25 protein-coding genes are annotated in these 21,991 nt (G+C 68.3%); 11 read left to right on the forward strand and 14 right to left on the reverse strand.

Features of this window, described 5'->3' with window-relative positions:
- Window positions 1-54: 54 nt before the first annotated feature.
- The 3 genes from AB0M15_RS21305 to AB0M15_RS21315 are packed head-to-tail and all read left to right on the forward strand — an operon-like array spanning window position 55 to window position 870.
- Window positions 55-411, forward strand: coding sequence for a YciI family protein (locus AB0M15_RS21305; RefSeq protein WP_363821436.1), 357 nt, complete (start codon window positions 55-57; stop codon window positions 409-411).
- Between the two features lie 46 nt (window positions 412-457).
- On the forward strand, window positions 458-664 hold the full coding sequence (locus tag AB0M15_RS21310; RefSeq protein ID WP_363821439.1) for a hypothetical protein: 207 nt from the start codon (window positions 458-460) through the stop codon (window positions 662-664).
- On the forward strand, window positions 628-870 hold the full coding sequence (locus AB0M15_RS21315; RefSeq protein WP_363821442.1) for an ester cyclase: 243 nt from the start codon (window positions 628-630) through the stop codon (window positions 868-870). Before AB0M15_RS21310 ends, AB0M15_RS21315 begins: the two co-directional genes overlap by 37 nt.
- Window positions 871-1,064: 194 nt before the next feature.
- Here AB0M15_RS21315 and AB0M15_RS21320 read toward each other — a convergent pair whose 3' ends face one another.
- The 6 genes from AB0M15_RS21320 to AB0M15_RS21345 form a co-directional block, all read right to left on the reverse strand.
- Window positions 1,065-2,081, reverse strand: a complete 1,017-nt coding sequence (locus AB0M15_RS21320) for a LuxR C-terminal-related transcriptional regulator (RefSeq protein WP_363821444.1) — start codon at window positions 2,079-2,081, stop codon at window positions 1,065-1,067.
- Entirely contained in the window at window positions 2,069-2,548 is a 480-nt protein-coding gene (locus AB0M15_RS21325) for a hypothetical protein (RefSeq protein WP_363821447.1), read from the reverse strand. The genes AB0M15_RS21320 and AB0M15_RS21325 overlap by 13 nt, the downstream gene beginning before the upstream one ends.
- A gap of 72 nt (window positions 2,549-2,620) precedes the next feature.
- Window positions 2,621-3,433, reverse strand: a complete 813-nt coding sequence (locus AB0M15_RS21330; protein WP_363821451.1) for a hypothetical protein — start codon at window positions 3,431-3,433, stop codon at window positions 2,621-2,623.
- Window positions 3,434-3,468: 35 nt separating this feature from the next.
- The gene (locus AB0M15_RS21335) at window positions 3,469-3,831 is read right to left on the reverse strand and encodes an ATP-binding protein (protein ID WP_363821455.1); all 363 of its coding nucleotides are present in this window, start codon (window positions 3,829-3,831) and stop codon (window positions 3,469-3,471) included.
- 85 nt (window positions 3,832-3,916) lie between these two features.
- Entirely contained in the window at window positions 3,917-4,348 is a 432-nt protein-coding gene (locus tag AB0M15_RS21340) for a hypothetical protein (RefSeq protein WP_363821458.1), read from the reverse strand.
- A 45-nt stretch (window positions 4,349-4,393) separates the two neighbouring features.
- Window positions 4,394-4,978 (reverse strand): DUF308 domain-containing protein, encoded by a 585-nt coding sequence (locus AB0M15_RS21345; protein ID WP_363821460.1) that lies wholly within the window; start codon window positions 4,976-4,978, stop codon window positions 4,394-4,396.
- A gap of 424 nt (window positions 4,979-5,402) precedes the next feature.
- On the opposite strand from AB0M15_RS21345, the gene AB0M15_RS21350 reads away from it, so the two are divergent.
- The 3 genes from AB0M15_RS21350 to AB0M15_RS21360 all read left to right on the forward strand — a co-directional run bounded on the left by AB0M15_RS21350 (window position 5,403) and on the right by AB0M15_RS21360 (window position 8,416).
- A complete protein-coding gene (locus tag AB0M15_RS21350) occupies window positions 5,403-6,704 on the forward strand; it encodes a globin domain-containing protein (RefSeq protein WP_363821463.1) in 1,302 nt (433 codons plus the stop codon).
- A complete protein-coding gene (locus AB0M15_RS21355) occupies window positions 6,652-7,164 on the forward strand; it encodes a hypothetical protein (protein ID WP_363821466.1) in 513 nt (170 codons plus the stop codon). The genes AB0M15_RS21350 and AB0M15_RS21355 overlap by 53 nt, the downstream gene beginning before the upstream one ends.
- An 82-nt stretch (window positions 7,165-7,246) precedes the next feature.
- Window positions 7,247-8,416, forward strand: a complete 1,170-nt coding sequence (locus AB0M15_RS21360; RefSeq protein ID WP_363821468.1) for a nitric oxide synthase oxygenase — start codon at window positions 7,247-7,249, stop codon at window positions 8,414-8,416.
- A 3-nt stretch (window positions 8,417-8,419) separates the two neighbouring features.
- Here the strand turns inward: AB0M15_RS21360 and AB0M15_RS21365 are convergent, their stop codons facing one another.
- The 3 genes from AB0M15_RS21365 to AB0M15_RS21375 all read right to left on the reverse strand — a co-directional run bounded on the left by AB0M15_RS21365 (window position 8,420) and on the right by AB0M15_RS21375 (window position 12,445).
- Window positions 8,420-10,534 carry a DEAD/DEAH box helicase gene (locus tag AB0M15_RS21365; RefSeq protein WP_363821471.1) on the reverse strand — a complete coding sequence of 705 codons (2,115 nt, stop codon included), beginning with the start codon at window positions 10,532-10,534 and terminating at the stop codon, window positions 8,420-8,422.
- 102 nt (window positions 10,535-10,636) lie between these two features.
- On the reverse strand, window positions 10,637-11,116 hold the full coding sequence (gene soxR / locus AB0M15_RS21370) for a redox-sensitive transcriptional activator SoxR (protein ID WP_363821474.1): 480 nt from the start codon (window positions 11,114-11,116) through the stop codon (window positions 10,637-10,639).
- A gap of 51 nt (window positions 11,117-11,167) precedes the next feature.
- A complete protein-coding gene (locus AB0M15_RS21375) occupies window positions 11,168-12,445 on the reverse strand; it encodes an MFS transporter (protein ID WP_363821477.1) in 1,278 nt (425 codons plus the stop codon).
- Between the two features lie 70 nt (window positions 12,446-12,515).
- Here AB0M15_RS21375 and AB0M15_RS21380 point away from each other — a divergent pair, with 70 nt between their 5' ends.
- On the forward strand, window positions 12,516-13,493 hold the full coding sequence (locus AB0M15_RS21380; RefSeq protein WP_363821480.1) for a helix-turn-helix domain-containing protein: 978 nt from the start codon (window positions 12,516-12,518) through the stop codon (window positions 13,491-13,493).
- Window position 13,494: 1 nt separating this feature from the next.
- Here the strand turns inward: AB0M15_RS21380 and AB0M15_RS21385 are convergent, their stop codons facing one another.
- The gene (locus AB0M15_RS21385; protein ID WP_363821483.1) at window positions 13,495-14,622 is read right to left on the reverse strand and encodes a Xaa-Pro peptidase family protein; all 1,128 of its coding nucleotides are present in this window, start codon (window positions 14,620-14,622) and stop codon (window positions 13,495-13,497) included.
- On the opposite strand from AB0M15_RS21385, the gene AB0M15_RS21390 reads away from it, so the two are divergent.
- The 3 genes from AB0M15_RS21390 to AB0M15_RS21400 all read left to right on the forward strand — a co-directional run bounded on the left by AB0M15_RS21390 (window position 14,621) and on the right by AB0M15_RS21400 (window position 17,994).
- Window positions 14,621-15,457 (forward strand): alpha/beta hydrolase, encoded by an 837-nt coding sequence (locus tag AB0M15_RS21390; RefSeq protein ID WP_363821491.1) that lies wholly within the window; start codon window positions 14,621-14,623, stop codon window positions 15,455-15,457. The two genes, AB0M15_RS21385 and AB0M15_RS21390, sit on opposite strands and share 2 nt — an antisense overlap.
- A 9-nt stretch (window positions 15,458-15,466) precedes the next feature.
- Window positions 15,467-16,351 (forward strand): SDR family NAD(P)-dependent oxidoreductase, encoded by an 885-nt coding sequence (locus tag AB0M15_RS21395; RefSeq protein WP_363821502.1) that lies wholly within the window; start codon window positions 15,467-15,469, stop codon window positions 16,349-16,351.
- Between the two features lie 83 nt (window positions 16,352-16,434).
- The gene (locus tag AB0M15_RS21400; protein WP_363821510.1) at window positions 16,435-17,994 is read left to right on the forward strand and encodes an AMP-binding protein; all 1,560 of its coding nucleotides are present in this window, start codon (window positions 16,435-16,437) and stop codon (window positions 17,992-17,994) included.
- Here AB0M15_RS21400 and AB0M15_RS21405 read toward each other — a convergent pair.
- The gene (locus AB0M15_RS21405; protein WP_363821513.1) at window positions 17,975-18,889 is read right to left on the reverse strand and encodes a LysR family transcriptional regulator; all 915 of its coding nucleotides are present in this window, start codon (window positions 18,887-18,889) and stop codon (window positions 17,975-17,977) included. The two genes, AB0M15_RS21400 and AB0M15_RS21405, sit on opposite strands and share 20 nt — an antisense overlap.
- A 93-nt stretch (window positions 18,890-18,982) precedes the next feature.
- Here AB0M15_RS21405 and AB0M15_RS21410 point away from each other — a divergent pair, with 93 nt between their 5' ends.
- Complete coding sequence (locus AB0M15_RS21410; RefSeq protein WP_363821517.1) at window positions 18,983-19,447, forward strand: nuclear transport factor 2 family protein; 465 nt, start codon at window positions 18,983-18,985, stop codon at window positions 19,445-19,447.
- Window positions 19,448-19,461: 14 nt separating this feature from the next.
- On the opposite strand, the gene AB0M15_RS21415 is transcribed toward AB0M15_RS21410, so the two are convergent.
- The 3 genes from AB0M15_RS21415 to AB0M15_RS21425 form a co-directional block, all read right to left on the reverse strand.
- Window positions 19,462-20,439, reverse strand: coding sequence for an aldo/keto reductase (locus AB0M15_RS21415; RefSeq protein WP_363821521.1), 978 nt, complete (start codon window positions 20,437-20,439; stop codon window positions 19,462-19,464).
- A gap of 108 nt (window positions 20,440-20,547) precedes the next feature.
- Window positions 20,548-21,780: an FAD/NAD(P)-binding oxidoreductase gene (locus AB0M15_RS21420; RefSeq protein WP_363821524.1), complete on the reverse strand. Its 1,233-nt coding sequence runs from the start codon at window positions 21,778-21,780 to the stop codon at window positions 20,548-20,550.
- A gap of 6 nt (window positions 21,781-21,786) precedes the next feature.
- Window positions 21,787-21,978 carry a ferredoxin gene (locus AB0M15_RS21425; protein ID WP_363821527.1) on the reverse strand — a complete coding sequence of 64 codons (192 nt, stop codon included), beginning with the start codon at window positions 21,976-21,978 and terminating at the stop codon, window positions 21,787-21,789.
- Window positions 21,979-21,991: the final 13 nt, after the last annotated feature.

Genomic DNA, 21,991 nt, shown 5'->3' on the forward strand with positions numbered 1-21,991 from the left:
GCGGCTGGGCCCGATCCCTTCGGGCCCAGCTGTTGGCGGCGGTACCGTCGGCACATGCAGTTCGACCGCTATACCGTCATCCTTCTGACGCTGCGCCCCGAAGCCCCGGTGATGACGGACGAGGAAGCCACCGAGCTCCAGAACCGGCACCTGGCCCACGGCGCCGCCCTCCGCGACCGCGGAGTGATCCTGGTCCGCGGGCCGCTGACCGAGCAGGACGACGAGCGCTATCGCGGCTTCTCCATCTGGTCCATTGACCAGGAAACCGCCCGCCACCACGCCGAAGCCGACCCGGCCGTGGTCGCAGGCCGCCTGGCGGTAGAGGTGATGACCTGGATGATGCCGGCCGGCAACCTGCACTTCAGCGACGTACCGTCTCCCCGATCGATCGCCGAAGCCACAGCCGACTAAACGCCGGTGCGATGCCCGTGAAACGCCTGGCTGGGAGCATCAGCCAATGAGCGTCGAAGAGAACAAGGCCCTGGTCCGTCGCTTCATGGACGAGGGCCTGGCCGGCAACCCCGACGTCTTCGACGAGATCTGCTCCCCCGACTTCGTCAACCACGCGGCACCCGAACGCCGCCAGGGCATCCAGGGCGTCAAGGACGTGATCGCCTTCTCCTCCGCATGCAACCCGACCAACGCTGGTCGGACCTGCACGTGATCGCGGAAGGCGACCTGGTAGTCCTGTACGGCACCCGCACCGCCACCTGGCAAGGCACCGAGTTCCGCGGCCACCCCACCCCCCAAGGTCCGGTCGCGGTCGAATTGGTCCACATGTTCCGAATCACCAACCACCAGATCACCGAACACTGGGCAGTCCGCGACGACCTAGGCATGCTCCACCAGCTCGGCGCCCTCCCCACCTGACCGTCAGCCCTTGGCAGGTGAGTGGGTCAAGGGCGGAGTTGGCGGCGGGAGGTTATTCCTAGTTTTTGGAAGACCTTGCGGAGGTGCCAGTCGATGGTGAGCACCGTCTCGCACGTGATGTCTACCTCGGCAACGCGGTCGTCATCGCCCAGCGAGTCAGCTGACCGAGGTACGACGCAATGGCTACGCCGCGTCTAGGCGCCTTGGGTGGTGTATTGGGTGCGGGTCGGGAGGGCTTCTTGGAGGCCGCGGCGTGAGGTGATGTTGAGTTTGGCGAAGACCTTGCGGAGGTGCCATTCGACCGTGCGGGCGCTGATGAAGAGTTCCTCGCCGATCTCGCTGTTGGTGCGGCCGGAGCGGGCCAGGCGCGCGATATGGAGTTCCTGGGCGGTGAGGTCGTTGTGAGCGTCGGGTTTGCGGCGGCGGACCGAGTCGCCGACGGCCAGGAGTTCGCGGCGGGCGCGGGTAGCGAAGGCTTCGATCCCCATTTCGGTGAACAGGTCGTGGGCGGTTCGTAGTTGGTCGCGGGCGTCGAGGCGGCGGTCTTCGCGACGCAGCCACTCGCCGTACAGTAGGTGGGAGCGGGCCAGCTCGGGGCGTAGCGGCGTACGGGCGAAGAGTTCGACGGCTTCGCGGTAACGACCGTCGGCCTCGGATCCCTTGCTGAGAAGGGCTCGTGAGCGCGCCTCGATGGCGGTGGCCCAATCGGAACAGCCCAGGGTGACGGCCGTCAGCCGTTCGAGCGCCTCGCCGGCCAGCTCTGGATGTCCGCTGCGCACCGCCGACTCGATCACTTCGGCGAAACTCCAGCGGGTGAACGGAACGTGGTCCTCCTGCATGCAGCGCTGCGCCGCGGTCAACGCCGTGGTGTACCGGCCGAGTCCGTTGTCCAGGATCGCCGTCGCCAGGTAGACACTCTGCTGCCCGAGCCCTTCGCCACGCGCGATCGTCTCATCGGCCGTCTTGGCGAAGAGCCGGTTTGCCGGATCCGCCCGGCCTCGATACGCGGCCAGAACCAATCCCCCGTACGACGTTCTGCTGGTCCCCGTCAGTTCCTTCACGGCGTCCTCCTCGACGCCGACCGAAGCCGCCACGTCCAGCTCACCGGACAACGTGGCCATCACGCGCTGCAGATTCAAGGCGGTCTGGAGAGCGGCCAGCGCACCCGCCGACCGGGCTGCCTCGAGCTGGCGTGCGTTCAACTTGGCCACGTCTCGTAGTCCCACAAGGCGAGCGCGGCCATCGAAGCGAGAATGCCCCAGTGGAACCGCTGGTCCGGGGTCACCTCGTCGCCGAGGAACGCGTCTGCTGCCCGGCGTAGTGCGGGCGCCGCGGCGGCAGGACCCGCGGCGACTGATTCCGCCAGGCTTTCGAGCAGATAGTCGCCCGGTTGCGGGCCCGACGGCGGCGGAGGGGCCGCCTGCACAGCCGCGACGACGTCGATCAACCGGCCACCGGGTCGCGCCAACGAACCCGCCACCACTGAAGCGGACGCGGCGTCGAGATAGGTGTTCAGCGCGAGCCGCAGGTCGAGTGGCTCGAGCCTCTTGGCAGCTTGGAGCAGCCGCGCGGGCGCCTCCCGGCCCGCGTTCACCACACGGTCCACCTGCGCGCGGAGCAGATCCACGTGGGCGCGCTGCAAATCGTCGACGGCGGCGGCCTCGGCCTCGGATGCCAAGCCGAGCGCCGTACCGAGCGCCCCCGCATGCAGATGAGCGTGCGCAGCGGCGAGGATCCGGTCCGCCCGCAGCTAGGAGTCAGGAGTCAACGCGGCCGCCCGCTGGAGGAACGCAGCCGCTGCAGGCAATCCGGCGCGAGCCTGCGCTCGACCCGCCGAGCGCTCGAGCTCGGCGGCCATCTCCTCATCCGGTCCGCTTGCCGCAGCGGCAAGATGCCAGATGCGACGGTCGGGATCGTGCTCCGCGTCGGTGACCGAGGCGATCGCCAGATGCGCCGCGCGGCGCTCTGCCTTCGATGCGACTGCTTGGACAGCGGATCGCACCAGTGGATGCCGGAATTTCACCACGGAACTGATGTCGAGCAGCCTCTCCCGCTCGGCACCCTCCGCAGCCTCCCGGTTCACCCCGAGCGCCTGCGCCGCCCGCCACAACAACGTCGCATCCCCCGTGGGATCGGTCGCCGCCAGCAGCATCAGTTGCCGGGTCGGCTCCGGCAGAGCCTGTACCCGCCCTGTGTAGAGGTCTTGAGGGTGACCCGAATGCCTGATCGCCGGAACGGCGAAGCCACCCGCCAGCTCCGCGGCGCTCATCGCCCGGGGCACCTCCAGCAGGCACAGCGGGTTCCCACCGGTCTCCGCGACGATGCGATCCCTGACCTGCTCGTCCAACTGGCCAGAGATGGTGGCCGTGAGCAGCTCCCGGGCCTCGTCGTCGCTCAGCCCCTCGACGGCCAGGGTCGGCAGATCCCTGAACAGCTGTACGCCGGGTTCCTCCCGGACCGCGAGCACCAGCAGGACGGATTCGGCCAACAGGCGCCGGGCGACGAAGCCGAGGATCTGGGAACTGGCTTCGTCGAGCCATTGAGCGTCGTCGATCAGACACACCAGCGGCTGCTTGGCGGCGACTTCGGCGAGCGAACTCAGGACGGCGAGACCGACCAGGAACCGGCCGGGGTACTGCCTTCGGCGAGTCCGAGCGCCACTTGGAGCGCCCGCTCCTGCGGCTCGGGCAATGGCGGGCAGTCTTTCAGCAGCGGCGTACAGAGCTGATGGAGAGCTGCGAACGGGAGTTCGAATTCCGACTCGACGCCGGCGATCTGTGCCACCTGGCAATCGGAGGCCCTGTCGGCGCAGTACCGCAGCAGTGCGGTCTTGCCGATCCCGGCGTCACCCCGGATGACCAGCACCGCGCTCTCACCGCCCCGGACACTGCCGAGGGCGCGGTCGATCTCCTGGCGTTCGCGCGAACGCCCGTGCAGGACCGGTCCCGGCGGTGCAGCCACGTCGTCATGATAGGGCCGGTACTCCGGGAAGCCGACGCAAATGTGGAGGCCGCCGTACTGGACGACGACCTCCACAGAGCTTGCGTCAGCGGGTGGCCAGCTTGGTCAGCTCATCGGCGTACGCGCGGGCGTCGAGCGCGTCGAGGATCGCGAGCCGGGCGTTGTCCGTGGCCCAGGACGCCAGGTCGATGGCGGCGTCCGCATCGGCCTCGGCCCAGTTGGCGTCGGTCGTCGCCCGGTCGGCATCGTGCTCCTTGCGACGCTGCTCCATCTTCGCCTTCAGGTCGGCCACCTTGACCGACGCGTCGGCCTTGACCTGGGTCCATTTGCTCTCGAGCTGGTCCTCGGCCCGGTCCAGCCGCTGCTGCCCGTTCTGGACCGCCGATTTCAGGTCATGCTGGTTCTTGTCGACGCGGGCGGCCAGCTGTTCGTGGTCCTCCGCGGCGGCCTGCCGGACATCCTCGACGGCGCCGTCGACGCGGTGCTGCAGTTCTTCCAGTTGCTCGGTGTAGTTCATGGTCTTTCTCCTTTGCTCAAGTTCGTGCGAATCAGTTGGTGCGGATCAGGAGACGGCTTCGGCGACGCGCTGGGTCTTGTGCTGCAACTGGCGTCCCTCGCGGGCGACGACGATCGTGCTGATGCCGTAGAAGATGCTGTAGAGGCCGAAGACGGTCGCCAGCGAGATCGCGCCCAGATCGGGCCGGATGAACAGTGCCGCGGCGAACGCGATCGAGAGCAGTCCGCTCAGGATCAGCCAGGCGCGCTCGCCGGCCCGGCGGCCGCTGGTGAACACCATCGCCAGTTCGACCAGACCGGTGAACAGCGCCCACCAGCCGACGATGAGCGTCAGGACGACCGCGGTCGGTCCCGGCCAGATCAGCGCAATGACGCCGGCGGCCAGGGACAGTACCGACAGCAGCAGATGGCCGACGACAGGGCCGGCCTTGTCGCTGCTGAAGGCGCGGGTCGCGTCCATCACCGCCGCGATGAAGGCGTACACCGCGAAGAGGATGACGAAGGCCCCGACGGTGATGTCCGGCCAGATGACCGACACCGCCCCGATCCCGATCGCCAGCACCCCGCGCCAGACGAGCGCCTTGGAGATGGTTCCGAACAGACTTCCCAGTGTCGCGCCGTTCGTGGTCATGATTGGCTCCCTACTCCCTCGGTTTCGCGGGACCGGACGATCCCGCTACCTCGAGACTCGCCGCCCGGGCGCGCCGAAGAGCCAGGGATCACCCCTGGCCCCGTGCCTGGTCCCCTGGTCCTGGCCCTGGTGCCAGCCACCCGGTTAATTGCTGCAGGCAACCATCAAGCGTTCGTTCGCAGCCGAAGGGAAGTCACTGCCGGATTTTCGAGACGAATAGGTCCGTTTGGCCAGTTTCGGCGGGTTGGCGTGGGGGTAGTCGTGAGAGGTCGAAAGATTCACAGGACTCGGGGACTGGATTGGGAGGGAACCCTTGTCAGCACAGTCGGCACGCGCCACCGACGAACGGTTGTACAGAATGCCCAGCGATGGGTGGTCCGGATCTCTCGAGGAGCTGCCTTTCCGAGCCGGATAACGAATCCCTATGGATGCCTACGCCCTACAGCGCAGCTGGGACCTGGTCACCGAGCACGGCGAACAGGTACCGCTGTACTTCTACTCGCACCTGTTCGTGGCCCATCCCGAGGTCCGCTCGATGTTCCCGCTCTCGATGGCCAACCAGCGCGACAAGTTCGTCGGAGCGCTCGGCCGGATCGTCAGCCACGCGGACCAATTGGAGAAGGACGCGCCCTTCCTGCAACATCTCGGCCGCGACCACCGCAAGTACGCCGTCGTCGCCGAGCACTACAACGCCGTCGGCGCCTCGTTGTGCGCGACCCTGATGCATTTCCTGGGGTCCGAGTGGGACGAGGAGCTCGCCGCGCACTGGACGGCGGCCTATCAACTGGTCGCCCGGATCATGGTCGAGGCGGCCGAGACATCCTCGGAATCCACGCCTGACTGGTGGGACGCCGACGTGATCTCTGCCGAGCGGCGGACGATGGACCTCACCCTGCTGACGGTCCGGCCGCGACGCGCGTTCCAGTTCCTGCCTGGTCAGTCGGTGTCGATGGAGATCCCGCAACGCCCGCGGCAGTGGCGGTACTTCAGCCCGGCCAACGCTCCACGCCCGGACGGGTCGATCGACCTGCAGGTACAGCAGATCGACGGTGGCCAGGTCAGTCCGACGGTCGTCCGGTCCCTGAAGGTCGGCGACGTCGTGAAGCTCGGTGCGCCGATCGGTGAGCGGCTGACCCGGCGTGAAGGCGACCCCAGGGACCTGCTCCTGGTCGCCGGCGGAACAGGGTTGGCTCCTTTGCTGGCTGTCCTGGAGCAGATCGACCTTGAGTGGCAACGATTTCATATTGGACCAACTGTCCATCTGCTGCACGGCGTACGGATGCCCTGGCATCTCTACGACCGCCCGCGGCTCCGGGACCTGGCCGAGAAGCGGCCGTGGTTCGAGTACACGGAGGTCGTCTCCGACGACCCGTCCTACCCCGGCACCCGCGGGAAGGTCGGCACTGTCGCCGCCAGGCAAGTGCTTACCGGGCGGACGGCGATGGTGTGCGGCGGCCCGCAGATGGTCGCGCACACCCTGGAGCAGCTGGCCGCGGCCGGCCTGCGCCCCGAGCACATCAAGTACGAGCACTTCTACTACGCAGCCGCGGGCGAACACGCAGCCGGCCCGGCGCTCTCAGGTCAGGAGACAGCAAGTGACGATCACCAACCGCCGACACCGCTCTCCCCATCAGACACCCCGCGCCATCCGGGAAGAGACGTTCCAGCGCCGGATGCGCGGCCTCGACGCGGGCAAGGTCTACGGCTACCTCGACCAGCTCGCTGACCAGGTGCAGGCCACCGAGCGCGAGCTCCATGAGGCCAAGGCCAAGAACGATCGTCTCCAGGCCGAGCTGCAGCGTGGCAAGGCGGAGCTCCAGCGGATGCAGGCGGAGCTGGACCAGCACGAGCAGGCGGGCAGCCGGGTGAACGACCAGGTGATCCAGATGTTCAGCCAGGCCCAGCTGGTGGTCGAGGAGATGGTCCAGGACGTCAGCCGGGACGCTCGCGAGCGGATCGGCCAGGCGCGCGCCGAAGAACGCAAGATCGTCGCGGCGGCGATGGACACGGCCGGCGAGCAGGTCCGTTCGTACGCCCGGACGGCGCACGCGCACATGCAGGAGATCGTGGACTCCTTCGCCACCGAGGTCGACCAGATCCGGCCGGTGCCACCGGCCGTGGACTCTGGTGACAATCACTCCAAGGGCTGGCCGCCGGGTTTCGGTAGCGGTCTGGGTCCGGCCTGATATGACGGCGTGGCGCAGGACCTCCCCGACCGGCCGGCGTGCGTCACCAGGGCCCGGGCGGGTTCGGGCACGGGTCGACCGCATGGTGGGCGGCGGGTCCGTGCACGAGCGGCGTACCGCCAACGCCGATGCCGAGCTGGTTCGCGCGGCGGCCGAGGAGTTCCTCACGCTCTTCTACGCCGAGAATCCGCAGGTCGCTTCGATCGGCCCGCGGATGGCGGCGGTGGCACGCGAGATCGACCGGACCGGGACGTACTGGCACACCGCCGAGGAGCTGACCTTCGGCGCGCGCGTCGCCTGGCGCAACAACGCGCGCTGCATCGGACGGCTGTACTGGCACAGCCTGCAGGTGCGCGACCTGCGGACCGTCTCCAGTGCCGATGAGGTCGCGGAGCACTGCTTCGACCATCTGCGGATGGCTCACAACGGCGGCAAGATCCGGCCGATGATCAGCGTGTTCGCGCCCGAGACGCCGACCAGGTCCGCCCCCAGGATCTGGAACGAGCAACTCATCCGGTACGCCGGCTACGAGCAGCCGGACGGTCAGCTGCTCGGCGATCCCCGCTACCGGGCCTTCACCAGCGAACTCATCCGGCGTGGATGGCAGCCGCCGGACGTCCCCGGGGCCTTCGACGTGCTCCCTCTGGTGGTGGAGACCTTCGAGGACGGCCCACGGATGTTCGAGCTCCCCGACGAGGCGATCAACGAGGTCCCGCTCGAACACCCCGAACTCCCCTGGTTCGCCGACCTGGGCCTGCGCTGGCATGCAGTCCCGGTGATCAGCAACAACCGCCTCGACATCGGCGGCGTTTCCTACCCGGCCGCGCCCTTCAACGGCTGGTACATGGGCACCGAGATCGGCGCCCGCAACCTGGGCGACAGCGACCGCTACGCCCTGGTGCCCCAGGTCGCCGAGCGAATGGGTCTGGACACCTCGTCAGAAACAACCCTCTGGCGAGACCGCGCCCTGATCGAACTCAACCGCGCCGTCCTGCACTCGTTCACCACCAACGGCGTCAGCATCACCGACCACCACACCGAGTCCCGCAGATTCCTCCTCCACCTGGAACGCGAGGAACGAGCCGGCCGCCGCTGCCCCGCCGACTGGACCTGGATCGTCCCGCCCCTGTCCGGCTCCCAAACCCCTGTCTTCCACCGCCACTACACCGCCGAAACCCAACTGCCCAACTTCTTCACCGACCCCGAAACCACCACCCGAGCCCTCCAAGGCACTCCCCCAGCATTCCTCTGAGCGCTAAGGCCTTCGGTGGATCAGGAGGGGTAGTACTGCTGCGGCGCCTGATTCGCGGAGTTTTGCCGCGGCGACGGTGATGGGCCATTGGGAGGATGAGGCGTCGACCACCAGGAGGACTGAGCGGTCGGTGATTGATTGGGCGGTGGTGGGGTCTACCGAGAGGCCGTCGCGCCAGACCTTTGCTTCTTCGGCGGAGGAGAGGTCGTCGGTGAAGGCGGAGTTGTCCACTGTCAGTTCGGCGCGTTCGAGGCGGCCGATCTCGGCGAGGTGGTTGGCGACGTCGGTGACCAGTTGACGGTGGCCCGCGGCCGGCAGCGTGACAACGACCTCCGGGCGGCGTGACCAGGCGTCGCGCCAGCGGGACAGGGCGGCAACGCAGCCTGCCTTCAGGGCGTCCAGGGAAGCTGTGTCTGGTGTCGAGCTGAAGACGGAGCGGATCACCTCGCGCCACTCCGGTGCGTCGGCGTAGACGATGCTGCGGCCGGGCTCGGCCGACAGACCGGGTGGGATCTTGCCCTTGGCGCCGAACGCGCCACCCGGCCACATCTTGCGAGGCTCGAGCACGTGCGTCTCGCCGCGCAACATCCGGGTGATCGCCTGGACCGTCTCCGGATCGGGCTGCGCGCTCAACGGATCGGGGAGCAGGCCGAGGCAGACCGAGCAGCGGCCGCAGCGCTCGGCCGACGGGTCGTCCAGCGACTCCTGCAGTAGTTGCATGAGGCAACGTTCGCCACGGGTGTAGGCGCGCATGATGTCGGCCTCGCGGCGGCGCACCGACACGATGCCGTCGTAGTGCGCCGCGTCGAAGGTCCAGTCGGCAGCCGTCCGCACCCAGCCGCGCTCCACCCGCTCGACCGCGCCGTCGACCGCCAGCTGCTTCAGCATCAACTCGACGCGCCCGCGGCGCAACCCGGTCTCCGCTTCCAGCGACGGCACCGTCGCCGGTTGATCCGGTCCGTACGCCTCCAGCCCACGCAGCAACCGATTGACCTGGTCCGGCACCGGGATCGTCGCCGTCGCGAAGTAGTCCCACACGCCCGCATCAGCATCGGAGGGCAGCAACGCGACGACCGCATGGTCGATGCCACGCCCAGCACGCCCGACCTGCTGGTAGTACGAAACCGGCGACGGCGGCGAGCCCACGTGCACCACGAACCCAAGGTCTGGCTTGTCATAGCCCATCCCCAGCGCCGAGGTCGCGACCAACGCCTTCAACTCGTTGCCCCGCAAGGCGTCCTCGAGTCGCTCCCGCTCGCCTGCCTCCAACTGCCCCGTGTACGCCGCAACCGGGACAGCCGCCCCGTGGATCTCCTGGATCGCCGCCGCCAACCGCTGCGCATCGGCGACCGTCAACGTGTAGACGATGCCCGACCCGGGCAGCTTCGGCAGATGATCGACGACCCAGGCGAACCGGTCGAGCGGCGACAAAGCGTCGACGACGGACAGTTGCAGGCTCGACCGAGCCAGCGGACCGCGGAGTACCAGCGTCGAGGCGCCCAATTGATGCGCCACGTCATCGGTCACCCGTGCGTTCGCCGTCGCCGTCGTCGCCAGGACCGGCGTCGTCGGGTTCAGCTTCTGCAGCACATCGGAGACACGACGGTAGTCGGGCCGGAAGTCATGCCCCCAGTCGGAGACCGCATGCGCCTCGTCGATCACCAGCAGGCCGATCTGCCCAGCCAGCGCATCCAGCACCCGTCGACCGAAGCCCGGGTTTGCCAGCCGCTCCGGCGATACCAGCAGTACGTCGATCGCACCCGAGCGCAGATCGCTCTCGATCCCCGACCAGTCGTCGACGTTCGACGAGTTGAGCGTTGCCGCCCGCAGGCCGGCCCGGCCGGCCGCGCCTACTTGATCACGCATCAACGACAGCAAGGGTGAGACCACCAAGGTCGGCCCGGCGCCTTCCGAGCGGCGGATCGCCGTCGCGGCCCAATACACAGCGGACTTGCCCCAGCCGGTCGCTTGGACGACCAGCACCCGCGCATTCGGCTCGCACAACGCCGCCACCGCGGTCTCCTGATCAGCGCGAAGACTCGCGCCGTCTCCAGCGATCGCGCGGATCAGTCCCGCGGCGGTCGCCGCCCGATCATCCGACAGCTTGATGTCACCCATGCACCGACCCTAGACGGCACCACCCCCAGCCCGCTGGCCCACCTCGACAACCTGTGGAAAACCCAACCGGCAGGGCACGATCCGGCCGGCCACGGCGCTCGATCAGCGGCAGCCTGCTGGGTGGCAGGGCTCGCCGGCTGGGTCGACCAGCCGTTGTGGGCCGGGGCCTCTGGTTGCCAGGGTGTCGTAGGGGTTGGCCAGGGTGCAGCGGTCGAGGGAGAGGCAGCCGCAGCCGACGCAGTCCTTGAAGTCGTCGCGGAGTTGCTCCAGATGGACGATCCGGCGGTCGAGCTCTGCCTGCCAGCACTCGGAGATGCGTTCCCAGTCCTGCCGGGTCGGCGTCCGGTTGTCGGGCAGCAGGGCGAGGATCGCGGCCACCTCGGCGAGCGGGATACCGACCCGCTGCGCGATCCGGATCATCGCCACCCGGCGCAGGGTGTCGCGTTTGTACCGACGCTGGTTGCCCGTCGTCCGGCGGCTGATGATCAGGTGCTGCCGCTCGTAGAAGTGCAGCGCGGAGATCGCCACCCCGCTGCGCTCCGCCAGCTGCCCGACCGTCAGCTCGCCCGGTTCGATGTCCACGTCGCCCTCCCCGCGGTCAACCTCAACTAAGGTCGAGGCTAGCCGAGCGGCTCAGGCTACGGCGATCCGGCGTCCGATACTCGCGGACATCAACGCCGCCCCCGCACACAGTCCGCCGGCCAGATACCAGGCGAGGTTGTAGCTCCCCTGCGCATCCCGGATCGCGCCGGCACCGGTGGCCGCGATCGCCGCACCGATCTGGTGCGAGGCGAAGACCCAGCCGAACACGATCGGCCCGTCCACCCCGAACCACTCCCGGCACAGTGCAACCGTCGGCGGCACGGTCGCCACCCAGTCCAGCCCGTAGAAGATGATGAACACCCAGACGCTCGGCTGCGCCGTGGGGCCGAGCAGGGACGGCAGTACCAGCAGTGAGAGCCCGCGCAGCGAGTAGTACGCGATCAGCAGGTACCGCGGATCCCAGCGGTCGGTCAGCCAGCCTGACACGATCGTGCCGCCCACATCGAAGATCCCGACCAGGGCGAGCAACGAGGCGGCAGTGGTCGGCGGCATCCCGTGGTCGTGCGCAGCGGTCACGAAGTGCGTGCCGACCAGGCCGTTCGTCGACGCACCACAGATCGCAAACCCACCGGCCAGCAGCCAGAACGCCGGCCGATGCATAGCCGTCCAGAGCGCAGTCAACGCCCGTACTCCGCTATTGCCGGTCGTCTCGACCCGCTGCCCGGCAGTACTCCCCTCCGGAGCCCCGTACGCCCGCAGCCCGACATCACTCGGGTAGTCACGCAGGAACAGCAACACCAGCGGTACTACGGCAAGCGCTGCGCCAGCCGCGACCAACGCGGGCACCCGCCACCCGTAAGCCCCGGCCAGGTGAGCGATCAGGGGAAGAAACACCAGCTGCCCGGTCGCCCCGGCAGCGGTCAGGATGCCGGTCACCAGTCCGCGGCGCTCGACGAACCAGCGCCCGGTGATCGTCGCGACGAACGTCATAGACATCGACCCGGTACCAACTCCGACCAGCAACCCCCAGCAGAGCAGCAGCTGCCACGACGAGTTCATGAAGATGGTCAGGCCGCTGCCGAGCGCGATCAGTACCAGCGCGCCGCTGACCACCTTGCGCAGACCAAGCCGATCCATCAGCGCCGCGGCGAACGGCGAGATCAGGCCGTACAGCAGCAGGTTGATCGACACCGCCGCCGAGATGGTCGCGTGCGACCAGCCGAACTCCTCGTGCAACGGGTCCAGCAGCACGCTCGGTACGGACCGGAAGCCGGCCGCGCCGATCAGGGTGATGAAGCCGACCGCAGCGACGGGCCAGGCGCGATGCAACCGCCGCCGGACCGCCTTCTTCTCCAGAATCTCTGTCACCAGGCGAGTCTGAGGCAGAAATCCACACCGAACCAGTGGCCAGACCGCCACCATATGTCAAGATGTGGCCATGGCTACTCAGCTCACGCCACACCGGGTCGCAGTGCTGGCCCTGGAGCCGGTCGTCGGCTTCGACCTCACCATCCCGCCGACCGTGCTCGGCGAGGCGACCACCGCCGACGGCACCCGGCTGTACGACGTGAAGATCTGTGGGATGGAAGCAGGCAAGCCGGTCCGGGCTGCGCTGGGATTCACGATCCTTCCCGACTTCGGCGCCGAGATCCTGGCCGAGGCCGACACCGTGATCATCGCCGGCACCTACATCCCGCAGCCACGCCACGAAGGCACCCTGCCCGATGATCTCGCCGCGGCGCTGGCCACGGTCCGGCCCGACGCCAGGATCGCGTCGATCTGCACCGGCGCCTTCGTGCTCGCAGCGGCCGGTCTGCTCGACGGCCGCCCTGCGACCACGCACTGGCAGCGCGCCGACATGTTCCGCAACCTCTACCCGAAGGTGCTGCTCGACGAGGACCTGCTCTTCATCGACGACGGCGACATCATCACCTCGGCCGGACTCGCCGCCGGCGTCGACCTCTGCCTGCACCTGATCCGCCGCGACTTCGGCAGCGAGGTCGCCAACCGGGCAGCCCGGCACTGCGTTGTCGCTCCCTGGCGCGACGGCGGTCAATCACAGTTCATCGACCGCGTCGTACCGGACGAAGGCACCGACGGTACCGCGCCCACGCGCGCGTGGGTGCTGGAGCGACTCGCCGACGAGATCACCCTCGGCGCGATGGCCGATCACGCCCGGATGCGCGTCCGCACCTTCAGCCGCCGTTTCAAGGCCGAGACCGGCCAATCCCCCGGCAACTGGCTGCTTCAGCAACGTGTCCGCCACGCCTGCCATCTGCTGGAGACGACAGGCCTCCCGGTCGAACGCGTCGCCGAAGCCGCCGGTCTGGGAACGGCCGCCTCGCTCCGCCACCACCTCCGCAACGAAGTCGGCATCCCTCCCCTCGCCTACCGCAAGACCTTCCGCGCCAGCTGACTCAAAGGATCGTCAGTCGGTGCGGACGTTGGTTGACCGACTCCACGCCATCCTCGGTCACGACCACGATGTCCTCGATCCGCGCACCCCAGCGACCCGGCTGGTAGATGCCCGGCTCGATGCTGAACGCCATCCCTGGTTCGAGAATCAGCTCGTTCCCACTGACAATGTACGGCTCTTCGTGCACGTCGAGCCCGATCCCGTGACCCGTCCTGTGGATAAAGAACTCCCCGAAGCCGGCGGCCGCGATCACCTCCCGCGCTGCCGCGTCGATCGACTCCGCACTCACCCCCGGCCGCACCGCGTCGACCGCAGCCTGCTGAGCCAGCCGCAGCACCTCGTAAGTCGAAACAACGTCCGCGTGACCGGGCGTACCGACGGCGTACGTCCGGGTGGAGTCCGAGCAGTACCCCTCGGGAATCGGCCCGCCGATGTCGACCACGACCACGTCGCCGGGCTCGATCAAGCGATCCGACAGCGAGTGATGCGGGCTGGCACCGTTCGGGCCGCTCCCGACGATCACGAAGTCGGCCGCGACATGCCCTTCCTCGACGATGGCCGCCGCGATGTCCGCCCCGACCTCAGCCTCGGTACGACCGGCCCGCAGCCACTCTCCGACCCGCGCGTGCACGCGATCGATCGCGGCCCCCGCCTTGCGCAGCGCGTCGACCTCTGCGGCGTCCTTGCGCATCCGCAGCTCACGGACGATCGGTCCGGCCAGCACCTGCTCCACGCCGGGCAGCGCGGCCCGCATCGCGAGCACATGCAGCGCGGGAGTGAAGTCGCTGACCGCCACGCGATCGGGCTTGCCGAGTCGGTCGACGGCAACGGCGTACGGGTCGTCGCCGTCAACCCAGGTGACGATGTCGATGCCGAGCTCAGCGGTCGGGACGTCGTCGTACCCAGGTGCTTCCAGCTTCGGTACTACGAGAGCCGGCCGCCCGTCGGCGGGGATGACGAGTGTGGTGAGGCGTTCGAGCGAGCCGCCTTCGCGGCCGAGCAGGTACCGCAGGTCGGAGCCCGGCGCGATCAGCAGCCCGGTGCCGGCGGCTGCCTCCCTTGCGCGCTCGAGCCGGGAACGCAGTACGGCGGAATCTGTCTGTGGCGAGTGCGAAGATCTGCGAGACATGAATCAGACGGTACTTCGAAAGGGCACGGCGATGGCGCTGCACCACGTCTCCCACGGCGAGGGCACCCCGGTGCTCGCGCTGCACGGCTGGACCCCGGACCACCGGTTGATGACCGGTTGTCTCGAGCCGATCTTCGCGGACCGGTCCGGCTACCGGCGGCTCTATCCCGACCTGCCGGGGATGGGCAAGAGCTCGGGCGACGGGATCGACAGCTCTGACGGCATCATGGCGGCGCTTCGCGAGTTCATCGACACCGAGATCGGCGCCGAACCGTTCGTGCTGATCGGCGAGTCGTACGGCGGGTATCTGGCGCGCGGCCTGGTCGCCGAGCGGCCGGACCAGATCCTCGGCCTTGGCCTGATCTGCCCGATCGGGGTCGCGCTGGAGCACGCCGAGCGGACGGTGCCCGAGCACGTCGTGCTGGAGTCCGATCCGGCCGTGCTCGCGACGCTGACCCCGGAGCAACTCGCGGACTTCACCGAGATCTCCGTACTACAGACCGCTGACGTCCTGCGCCAATACCAAGAGGACGTCGAGCCCGGGCTGGACGCGGCCGACCTCCGGGCGATGGCTCGGATCCGGCGCAATTGGGCGCTGACGATCGCCCCGGAGAGCGGTCCCGTCTACACGCGGCCGTCGCTCATCCTCTGCGGTCGGCAGGACTCCGTCACCGGCTATGCGGACCAATACTCGCTGCTCGCCCACTACCCCCGCGCCTCGTACGCCGTGCTCGACCGCGCCGGCCACAATCTGCAGATTGAGCAACCCGCGCTGCTCGGGCTATTCGTCAACGACTGGCTGGAGAGGATCGCCAGGGAGGCTACCAGTGGGTAATGTCGGGGTATGGAGACTGGGAAGCGTCCCTTCGGGTGGCCACTGCTTGTCGCGTTGACCAACGGGCGGACCAGGATTTCGGACGATCGGCTCGAGTTCGCCGTGCGTGGCAAGGTCGTGCTGGTGACAGGTTCGTCGTTCGGGATCGGTGAGGCGACGGCCAAGCGGCTGGCGCGCGCCGGCGCGACCGTGCTGCTGCTGGCGCGGACGGCGGCGCAGCTCGAGGTAGTGGCCGAGGAGATCCGGGCGGGCGGGGGCAAGGCCTTCGTCTATCCGGCGAACCTGGCCGACCCGGCTGCGGTCGAGGAGGTCGTCGCGAAGGTGCTGGCCGAGCACGGGCACGTCGACGTGCTGGTGAGCAACGCGGGCAAGTCGATCCGGCGGTCGGTCGCGGATTCGTACCAGCGGTTCCATGACATCGAGCGGACGAACGCGGTCAACTACCTCGGGCCGGCCAAGCTCGTCCTCGAGTTGCTGCCGTCGATGCGGGAACGCGGCGCCGGGCACATCGTCAACGTGTCGACGGCGGGAGTACGGACTCCGCCGATGGCGCGGTGGTCGGCGTATCTGGCGTCGAAGAGCGCGTTCGACATGTGGTTGCGGTGCGTGTCGCAGGAGGTGCGCGACGATGGCGTCACGACGTCGACTGTCTATATGGGGCTGGTACACACCCGGATGAGCTCGCCGACCGCCCTGCTGAACAGCATGCCCGGCCTGAGCCCCGAGCAGGCCGCCGACCAGGTCTGCGCGGCGGTTGCCGACAAACCGCATAACATCACCCCGCCGCTCGTCCGGCCGGCCGATGCCCTGGGCAACCTCTTCCGGGTTCCGACCGATCGCTTGTTCGAGCAGTACTACCGCCTGTCCAACCGGCCTCGCAAAGAAGACCGATGACACCTCGACGGCTGGGACCACGACCTATCGGGCCGATGCGGCCGCCCGATTGGCTGGTGCATGCCGCTGGTGAGATCGGCGGGGTGTCTGTCGCGCTAATCAAGTCCGGGGTCTGGCGGTCGGCGCGGCCGACGCAGTTGGTCGCGATCGAGCGTGCGCTGCGGCAGTGGGGCCAGTCGATGGCGGCGCTCGGTGCGATCGCCGCCATCCGCTTCCCTGACCAACCGGCCGTGATCGACGAGCTGGGCACGATCACCTATCGCGAGCTCGACCGACGATGCGCACGGCAGGCGGCGGCGCTGCGGGCCGAGTACGGAATTGTTGCCGGAAGCAAGGTTGCCGTCCTGTGCCGCAACCACCGCGGCTTCCTCGAAGCAACCCTGGCCGCCTCCCGCCTCGGCGCCGACATCCTCTTCGTCAACACCGAGTTCGCACCCCCACAACTCAAAGCCGTCCTGGAACGCCACCACCCAGACCTCCTGATCCACGACGAAGAATTCACTGAGGTGGCAGGCGACCTCAGCACGGTCATCGCCTGGCACGACAACGAAGGCGAAACGCTTGACCAACTGGCTCAGAGCGAAGCGCCGGAGGCGCCGGTACCTGACAAACCCGGGCACATCACGATCCTCACGTCGGGGACTACAGGCGCTCCGAAGGCGGCGCCTCGGGTGCCGACGGCTTGGGGGTTGGCTGGGTTGACTGCGAGCACGCTCAATCGGATCGGGTTGCGGGCGGGTGAGCCGATGGTGATCTGTCCGCCGCTGTTCCATGGGCTCGGGTTGCTCAACTCGATGCTCGCGTTGTTCCTCGGGTCGCCGCTCGTGCTTGCCCGCCGGTACGACGCTGCAGCCGTGCTCGCGTCCGTCGACAAGAACCGGGCCGGCAGCATCGTCGCAGTGCCGGTGATGTTGCAGCGGATGCTCGACGTCGGCCCGGCCGCGATCGCCGAGCATGATCTTCGGTCGTTGAGGGCCGTCATCTCGGGTGCGTCCGCGTTGGGTCCAGCGCTGGCTGAGCGGTTCATCGCGCAGTTCGGGCCGGTGCTGTGCGATGCCTACGGATCCAGCGAGATCGGCATCGTGACCATCGCCACCTCCGCGGATCTCACAGCAGCACCAGGCACGGTCGGGCGGCCCTGCCTCGGCAGCTCGGTAAGGATTCTCGACGATCACGATCAGCCGGCGAAGACCGGCGTCACCGGGCGGATCTTCGCGGGTGGTGGGCTCGTGTTCGGCGGGTACGAGGACGGCAGCAGCAAGACGGTCGTCGACGGCCGGATGAGCACCGGCGATCTCGGGCACCTCGACAGCGCCGGACGGTTGTTCGTCGACGGCCGCGAGGACGACATGATCGTGTCGGGCGGCGAGAACGTGTACCCGGTCGAGGTCGAGGACTGCCTGATGAGTCACCCCGGTGTGGTCGAGGCGGTGGTGGTCGGCGTACCGGACGACGAGTTCGGTCAACGCCTGGTCGCGTACGTGGTACCGGCCGGTGAGGTCACCGAGGACGAGCTGATCCAGCACGTCCGCGCCAACCTCGCCCGCTACAAGACACCCCGCAAGATCGTGCTGGTGGAGGACCTCCCCCGCACCGCGACGGGAAAGATCCTCCGCAACAAACTCAACGAGAGCGGCGACTGACGCCGACCTCAGCCTCCAACGCCCGGACCATGGCCAAGGCAGCCGCGCTGGGGCTCGCGTCCGTCGCCGCCCACGCCGTACGCCGAAGTCCACCGCGCAGATCCCGAACCGGAATCCACCGAACGCCGCGCGGCACCGAGGCGGCCGCAACCCCAGGAACCAGCGCGATGCCAAGACCCGCGGCCACCAGTCCGAACCGGGTCGGCCAGTCGCGAACGGCGAAGGCGATCTTGGCCTCCCCGGCACCAGGCCAAGCACCGAATTCCGGCGAGTCGCCAGCACGCTCGCCGACCACCCAGGTCTGGTCAACGAGGTCATCCGGCTCGACCCATTCGCGGGCGGCGAACGGATGCGACTCGGCCACCGCAACCCCCGCACCCAGGCCGCTGTCCAACTCGGTGAGCTTCAAACCGTCCAGGTCGTACGTCGGCAAGCCCGCACCCGTCGCCAGGATGGCAACCTCCATCCGTCCCCGGCGCAAGGCCTTGAGCTGCGTCGGCGTCGAACCCTCCAGGAGCTGGATCTGCAAGCCGGGATGCGCCGCCAGCAACCTTGCGAGCGCCCGGGGCAACAGAACCGCGGTCGCCGTCGGGAAGCCACCCACGACAAGCCGGCCCGCAAGGCGATCGCGAAGGCCGGCCAACTCCTGATCGGCGGCCGCGACGCCTTCGATCAGACGGCCGGCGTGACGGACCAGCACGTCACCGGCGGCGGTCGGGCGTACACCGCGGGCATGGCGCTCGAACAGCGGTGTCCCGGCGACCTTCTCAGTGATTGCCACCTGCCGCGACACCGCCGACTGGGTGTACCCGAGCCGCTCGGCGGCAGCGCTGAAGGAACCAGTCCGGGCCACCTCCAGCACCACGCGCAAGCCGACCAACGTCATCTCAGACATCACGACAGACTAAAGCAACCCATGCGTAATGTTGATAGCTCATGTGCCAAAGCCTCGCTTGTGTGATACCTCGACCGAGCGCAGGGTGAAGACATGACAACAACCACCGAGAAGCCGAACCGCTACACCCGAGACGAGCTCATCGCCCGCCTGATCCGCGCCGGAGAGCTGGAGGTCTCCGGCGAGAACCCCGAGGAGGTCGACTCGTACTTCGACCCCGAGAACTTCACCTTCCACGGCCCCGACGGCTTCGACGCCGACTACGCAGGGCTCACCGAGTACTTCGGGTCGCTGCGGGCCGCACTCGACGACCGCTCGATCCGGCGCGGAATCATCGTCGCCGACGGTGACCTGATCGCCTGCCAGACGTGGATCGAAGGAACCTTCGTCCGGCCCTTCACCCACTCACCGGTCGGCCTCGTCGAGCCGACCGGCGCACGCGTCGTCATGGACCTGATGAACATCTTCCGCTTCGACGCGGCCGGCCGGCTCATCGAGGAGCACGTCCGAACGGACAACCGCAGCTTCCTCCGCCAACTCGGCGCCGAAGCGGCCTGACCTCGGCACCAGGCTCAGCGGTCGATGGAGGCCATCACGCCTTCCTCGTGGCGCTCCCCGGCGGCCGGAGTGAGGTTGTTCAACCGTTCGACCTGCTCGGCTGTGAGCTCGATGGCATCAGCTGCGGTGTTCTCCTCGACGCGGGAGACCCGCTTGGTGCCGGGGATCGGAGCGATGTCGTCGCCCTGGGCGAGCAGCCATGCCAGAGCGATCTGCGCCGGGGTGGCGCCCACCTCGGCGGCGACGGCCTTGACCTCGTCGACGACCAGGAGGTTGCGCTGGAAGGTCTCGCCGGTGAAGCGCGGATTGGTCTTGCGCCAGTCGTCGTCGGCGAGGTCGTCGGCCGACCGGATCTGTCCGGTGAGGAAGCCGTGCCCCAGCGGTGAGTAGGGAACGAAGCCGATGTTCAGCTCGCGCAGCAGCGGCAGTATGTCGGCCTCTACGTCCCTGGTCCACAGGGAGTACTCGGTCTGCAGCGCGGTGACCGGGTGGACGGCGTGAGCGCGCCTGATCGTGGCCGCACCGGCCTCCGACAGGCCGAGGTGACGAACCTTGCCCTCAGCAACCAGTTCGGCAACAGCCCCGGCGGTGTCCTCGATCGGGGTGTTCGGGTCGACCCGATGCTGGTAGTAGAGGTCGATGTGGTCGGTGCCGAGCCGCTTGAGAGACCCCTCGACGGCCGTGCGGATGTTCGCCGGGCTGCTGTCCAGGTGACCCGGGCCACCACCTGCGTGGGAGACCAGCCCGAACTTCGTCGCCAGCACGACCTGATCACGACGGCTCTTGAAGGCCCGGCCGACCAGTTCCTCGTTGCCGAAAGGCCCGTAGATCTCGGCGGTGTCGAGCAGCGTGACACCGAGCTCCAGCGCCCGATGGATGGCGCGGATCGACTCGGCGTCGCTGCCTTCGCCGATGTTGTAGTAGCCGGACATCGACATGGCGCCGAGGCCGATCCGGGAGACCTCCAGGCCGCCCAGAAGAACATGCTTCATCAAAAGACTCCGTTTCTGCGGTTCCAGGTAATCCACGTAACCACGCAACGGCCGCCACTCGTTCCCGCCAGGGAGGCACTGCTCTTCAGGGGTCTGTCAGTACCTCCTTCAGGCGCTGACCGCTGCCCATGGAGTCTGGTCAGCGACGTGTTGACGGAGAGTTCGAGCTTGGCGGGGAAAGTTCCAGGCAAGGGCGCCGGTCACCCGGTCGCCGTCGCCGTACAGAGCGGCGAATCGGCCCTCTGCCGGATCGCCGGCGACGATGCGGAAGTCGAAGTCGTCGCCGGACCGGCCGTAGACCTGGATCTTCACGTCGTACTGATCGGTCCAGAAGTACGAGACCGGCTCGAACGGGATCGCCTGTCCCAGCAGGTTCTTCGCGGCCGTCGTCGCTTGTTCGGTCGCATTCATCCGATGCTCCAGCCGCTGTCGGCCGACACCCGGGTGATCCCAGGACGCGACATCACCAGCTGCGACCACACCGGGCGCGGAAACGCAGTACTGATCGCATTCGACGCCGTCACCGATGACCAGCCCGCTCCCCGCAAGCCACCCCGTCGCCGGACTGGCGCCGACCGCCACAAGCACCAGATCGGCGGCAACTCGCGAGCCATCAGACAGCTCGACGCCGGCAACACGTCCCGCGCTCCCGCGCTCAGCACCATCGCTCCCCGCGCTCCCGAGCAGATCGCTCCCCGTCCCTGGGGTCAGCGCATTGACGGTCGTGCCGCAGCGGACGTCCACTCCGTGCGATGCGTGCAGCTGCGTCAGCAGCTCCCCCATCTCGGTGCCGAACTGCCGGATCATCGGCGCCGGCAGCGGATCGATCATCGTGACGGCCACACCGAGTTCGCGGGCGACCGCTGCCACCTCTGCGCCCAGGAAGCCCGCGCCGACGATTGCGACGGACCGGGCACCACGCAGACCGTCCCGTAGTGCCAGCGTGTCGTCGAGGGTGCGGAGCACGTGGACGCCGGCCAGGTCATGCCCGAACGGGAGCCTTCGGGGCGTGGCGCCGGTGGCGATGACCAGGCCGTCGTAGCCGAGGATCTGGCCGTCGGCGAGAGTGAGTTTGCGGGCCGACGGGTCCAGCGCGACGGCCGCAGTGCCGAGGATCCAGGTGGCGTCGAGGTCGGCGAGCAGGTCGTCGGAGCGCAGTACGATCCGCTCCTCGTCCCAGGCGCCGCGGAGGATCTGCTTGGACAGCGGCGGCCGGTCGTACGGCGAACGCGCCTCCTCCCCGACAATGGTCAGCTCACCCGCGTAGCCCTCGCGCCGCAGCGCCTCCGCCGCGGTCAGACCCGCGGCGGACGCACCGACGACGACTATGTGTGAGAGCACGCGCGACTACTCCGCCACCGTGATCGCGAGCGCCGGGCAGATCCGCGCCGCCTCCCGCGTACCTTCCTCAGCATCAGCATTCGGCTGATCCAGCAGTACGGCGATGCCGTCGTCATCGCGCTGGTCGAACACGTCCGGCGACGACAACACACACTGGCCCGAACCGATGCACTTGTCTTGATCGAGAACAACCTTCATCGCAGTACCCCTC

Origin of the sequence: Kribbella sp. NPDC051718 (assembly GCF_040681515.1) — a bacterium.
In the GTDB taxonomy this organism is placed as follows: Bacteria; Actinomycetota; Actinomycetes; order Propionibacteriales; family Kribbellaceae; genus Kribbella.

What these genes read in the sequence shown, in the direction of transcription:
- AB0M15_RS21305 (WP_363821436.1), top strand. Translation starts at nt 55, where the DNA reads ATGCAGTTCGACCGCTATACCGTCATCCTTCTGACGCTGCGCCCCGAA.
- AB0M15_RS21310 (WP_363821439.1), top strand. Translation starts at nt 458, where the DNA reads ATGAGCGTCGAAGAGAACAAGGCCCTGGTCCGTCGCTTCATGGACGAG.
- AB0M15_RS21315 (WP_363821442.1), top strand. Translation starts at nt 628, where the DNA reads ATGCAACCCGACCAACGCTGGTCGGACCTGCACGTGATCGCGGAAGGC.
- AB0M15_RS21340 (WP_363821458.1), bottom strand. Translation starts at nt 4,348, where the DNA reads ATGAACTACACCGAGCAACTGGAAGAACTGCAGCACCGCGTCGACGGC.
- AB0M15_RS21345 (WP_363821460.1), bottom strand. Translation starts at nt 4,978, where the DNA reads ATGACCACGAACGGCGCGACACTGGGAAGTCTGTTCGGAACCATCTCC.
- AB0M15_RS21350 (WP_363821463.1), top strand. Translation starts at nt 5,403, where the DNA reads ATGGATGCCTACGCCCTACAGCGCAGCTGGGACCTGGTCACCGAGCAC.
- AB0M15_RS21355 (WP_363821466.1), top strand. Translation starts at nt 6,652, where the DNA reads ATGCGCGGCCTCGACGCGGGCAAGGTCTACGGCTACCTCGACCAGCTC.
- AB0M15_RS21360 (WP_363821468.1), top strand. Translation starts at nt 7,247, where the DNA reads ATGGTGGGCGGCGGGTCCGTGCACGAGCGGCGTACCGCCAACGCCGAT.
- AB0M15_RS21365 (WP_363821471.1), bottom strand. Translation starts at nt 10,534, where the DNA reads ATGGGTGACATCAAGCTGTCGGATGATCGGGCGGCGACCGCCGCGGGA.
- AB0M15_RS21380 (WP_363821480.1), top strand. Translation starts at nt 12,516, where the DNA reads ATGGCTACTCAGCTCACGCCACACCGGGTCGCAGTGCTGGCCCTGGAG.
- AB0M15_RS21390 (WP_363821491.1), top strand. Translation starts at nt 14,621, where the DNA reads ATGAATCAGACGGTACTTCGAAAGGGCACGGCGATGGCGCTGCACCAC.
- AB0M15_RS21385 (WP_363821483.1), bottom strand. Translation starts at nt 14,622, where the DNA reads ATGTCTCGCAGATCTTCGCACTCGCCACAGACAGATTCCGCCGTACTG.
- AB0M15_RS21395 (WP_363821502.1), top strand. Translation starts at nt 15,467, where the DNA reads ATGGAGACTGGGAAGCGTCCCTTCGGGTGGCCACTGCTTGTCGCGTTG.
- AB0M15_RS21405 (WP_363821513.1), bottom strand. Translation starts at nt 18,889, where the DNA reads ATGTCTGAGATGACGTTGGTCGGCTTGCGCGTGGTGCTGGAGGTGGCC.
- AB0M15_RS21410 (WP_363821517.1), top strand. Translation starts at nt 18,983, where the DNA reads ATGACAACAACCACCGAGAAGCCGAACCGCTACACCCGAGACGAGCTC.
- AB0M15_RS21415 (WP_363821521.1), bottom strand. Translation starts at nt 20,439, where the DNA reads ATGAAGCATGTTCTTCTGGGCGGCCTGGAGGTCTCCCGGATCGGCCTC.
- AB0M15_RS21425 (WP_363821527.1), bottom strand. Translation starts at nt 21,978, where the DNA reads ATGAAGGTTGTTCTCGATCAAGACAAGTGCATCGGTTCGGGCCAGTGT.